Source organism: Nitratidesulfovibrio oxamicus, assembly GCF_015731765.1.
In the GTDB taxonomy this organism is placed as follows: Bacteria; Desulfobacterota; Desulfovibrionia; order Desulfovibrionales; family Desulfovibrionaceae; genus Cupidesulfovibrio; species Cupidesulfovibrio oxamicus.
Window position 1 is genome coordinate 1 of sequence record NZ_VRYY01000302.1, and the last position, 3,113, is coordinate 3,113.

Here is a 3,113-nt window from a genome sequence, read left to right on the forward strand (position 1 = left end):
CAGGGAAAGCGCAGGGGCCGGGGACACGGCGGAGTTGGCCGTGGGGCGAGCGGCGGACGCCGCGTTGCCGGGCGTCGTCGCGGATCGGTCGTCGCGGGACCGCTTGGCGAACACCACGGTGCGCAAGAAGTCTTCGGTGGACATGGCCTGGGGAGAACGCTGGGCAGGGGCGCGGCGGGATGCGCGCCCGCGAGTGGCTGCGGACATGGCATTTCCTTTGGTTGCTGATGGAAATGCCGCACCCGTAGCATGCGGGTTTCGGTCCGGCGTTGCCGCAGCAGGCTCGCAACGGGGTGGGGTGGCCGTCCGGAAGGGGTACGCCCATGGCGCCACCCGGACGCAATCCGGATGCATCCAACTCGTGGCTTCGGCATGGCCCGCTCGCCATCACGGTGGCACCCGCCCGCTACCGGGCATCCCCCGGCAGAGTCTTCCGGCCATCCCGCCGTCATCCGGCTGTTCCCCCCTTCGGACAACCGCCGCCCCGTCCTCCCGCTCCCCTTGGGCGCTCCCCTTGGCCGCGCCCCACCTGTCCGTTCCCCCCGTCCTCCGGCTCCCCTGTCCGCCCACCCGCTCCGCCCCCCGTTCCACCCCGCCGTGTCTTGACCTTGCCGGGTGGCTTGATTAGCGTGGCACGTCTTCACACCACGCGGTGCGCCGGGGGCCCGGCGCGCCATATCCGTCACCACACAAGCGTGGCCGTGCCGCCACCGCTGGCCGCCATGCGCCCGCCAGCGCGGCCCGCCAACGTGCCCCGAAACGCGCGGGGCGTACATCCGAGAGGTAGGAAACATGGTCCAGAAAGCGGAAACCATCTGGTTTGACGGCAAGCAGGTGCCCTGGGACGAAGCCAACGTGCACGTGCTGACCCACACCCTGCACTACGGCGTGGGTGTGTTCGAAGGCATTCGCGCGTACAAGTGCGCCGACGGCGGGTCCGCCGTGTTCCGCCTGCGCGAGCACATGCAGCGCCTGCTGAACTCGGCCAAGATCCTGCGCATGGTCATTCCCTACACCGTCGACCAGCTCGTGGACGCCGTGGAAGAAACCCTGAAGCGCAACAAGCTGGCCGAAGGCTACATCCGCCCCCTGTCGTTCGTGGGCGCGGGCGCCATGGGCGTGTACCCTGGCGACAACCCGGTGCAGACCATCATCGCCACCTGGCCCTGGGGCGCCTATCTTGGCGCAGAGGCGCTGGAACACGGCATCCGCGTCAAGACCAGCTCGTTCTGCCGTCACCACGTCAACGCCATGATGACCAAGGCCAAGGCCTGCGGCAACTACGTGAACTCGGTGCTGGCCAAGATGGAAGCCAAGGCCGACGGCTACGACGAAGGCCTGATGCTGGATACCCAGGGCTATGTGTCCGAAGCCACCGGCGAAAACATCTTCATCGTGCGCGGCAAGCTCATCAAGACCACCCCGCTCACCTCGGTGCTGGACGGCATTACCCGCAACAGCCTGATCACCCTGGCCCGCGAGCTGGGCTACGAAGTGGTGGAACAGCAGTTCACCCGCGATGAACTGTACATCGCCGACGAAGCGTTCTTCTGTGGCACCGCCGCCGAACTGACGCCCATCCGCGAAGTGGACCTGCGCGTCATCGGCCAGGGCACCGCCGGTCCGGTGACCAAGCACCTGCAGGGCGAGTACTTCAAGGCCGTGAAGGGTGAAAACCCGGCCTACGCCCACTGGCTGCACCGCTATACCATCTAGGGTCCGTCCGTGTATGATCGCCGCACGCCGGGCACCCGCCCCGGCGTGCGGCGTGCGTTGCGGCCCGGAAACCGTGGCTGACCGGGATAGCCCGGAAACCCCGGAATCGCCCGTAGCGTACGAATTTCTCTGCCCCACGGCACGCACCAACCCGCGCCCCGTCCGGCGTCCCGTCCTTCCGCGCGAAGGCGGGCGGGACAGGCGGCGCAGCAGGCCCGCATCGTCATGAGCAACGCCCCCCTCACCGCCAGATACCGCCCGCAGACCTTCGCCGAGGTGGCCGGGCAGGAGACGGTAAAGGCCATCCTTTCCCGCGCCGCGGCGGAAGACCGCGTGGCCCCGGCCTACCTGTTCAGCGGCACGCGCGGGGTGGGAAAGACCACCATCGCCCGCATCCTGGCCAAGGCGCTGAACTGCGAAAAGGCCCCCACGGGCGAGCCGTGCAACACCTGCGAGCAATGCCGCAAGGTGGTCATGGGCAACCACGTGGACGTGGTGGAAATCGACGGCGCGTCCAACCGGGGCATCGAGGACGCCCGCCGCCTGCGCGAGGCCATCGGCTACGCGCCCATGGAAGGCCGCTACAAGGTCTTCATCATCGACGAAGCCCACATGCTGACGCGCGAGGCGTTCAACGCCCTGCTGAAAACGCTGGAGGAACCCCCGCCGCGCGTCACCTTCGTGCTGGCCACCACAGAGCCGCACAAATTTCCCGTGACCATCATCAGCCGCTGCCAGCACTTCACCTTCAAGCGGTTGCCCGAGCACGAACTGGAAGCCCACCTTACCGGCGTGCTGACCCGCGAGGGCCAGGACTTCGACCCGGCGGCGGTGCGGCTTATCGCGCGGCGGGCCGCGGGCAGCGTGCGCGATTCCATGTCGCTGCTGGGTCAGGTGCTGGCCCTTGGCGGCGACCGCCTGACCGTGGAAGGCGCGCGCGGCGTGCTGGGCCTGGCCGGGCAGGAACTGTTCTTCGAGGTGATGCAGGCCCTGGCCTCGCAGGATTGCGTGGCAGTGTCCGCCGTGGTGCGCGACCTTTTGGACAAGGGCGTGGACATCGGGTTCTTCCTGCGCGAACTGGCGGCCACCTGGCGCAACCTGTTCATGCTGCGTCAGGCGGGCGAGGCCGCCCTGCCCGCGCTGGACCTGCCGGAAGAAGAGGCCCGCCAGTGGCTGGAATGGGCGCCGAAGTTCGAGATCACGCACATCCACGCCTGCTGGCAGATGACCCTGGAAGGCCAGCGCCGCGTGCTGACCAGCCTGGAACCGGCCATGGCGCTGGAACTTCTGCTGCTGAACCTGGCCATGCTGCCGCGCCTTGTCTCGCTGGAACAACTGTCGCGCGGCGGCGGGGCAGGCCCCGCGGGCGGGCGCGGCGTGCCCGGTGGGGTGGGCGG

The 3,113-nt window shown here is 68.7% G+C and carries 3 protein-coding genes; 2 read left to right on the forward strand and 1 reads right to left on the reverse strand.

All coding sequences use genetic code 11. The annotated features are described in order from the left end of the window. A partial coding sequence (locus FVW20_RS10740; protein ID WP_196609526.1) for a hypothetical protein occupies positions 1 to 207 on the reverse strand: 207 nt, incomplete at its 3' end. Between the two features lie 585 nt (positions 208 to 792). Between FVW20_RS10740 and FVW20_RS10745 the strand changes: the two genes are divergently transcribed. Beyond that, entirely contained in the window at positions 793 to 1,716 is a 924-nt protein-coding gene (locus FVW20_RS10745; protein ID WP_007525842.1) for a branched-chain amino acid transaminase, read from the forward strand. Positions 1,717 to 1,941: 225 nt separating this feature from the next. Then, positions 1,942 to 3,113, forward strand: a 1,172-nt coding sequence (gene dnaX, locus FVW20_RS10750) for a DNA polymerase III subunit gamma/tau (RefSeq protein WP_196609528.1), incomplete at its 3' end; no start/stop codon positions are given.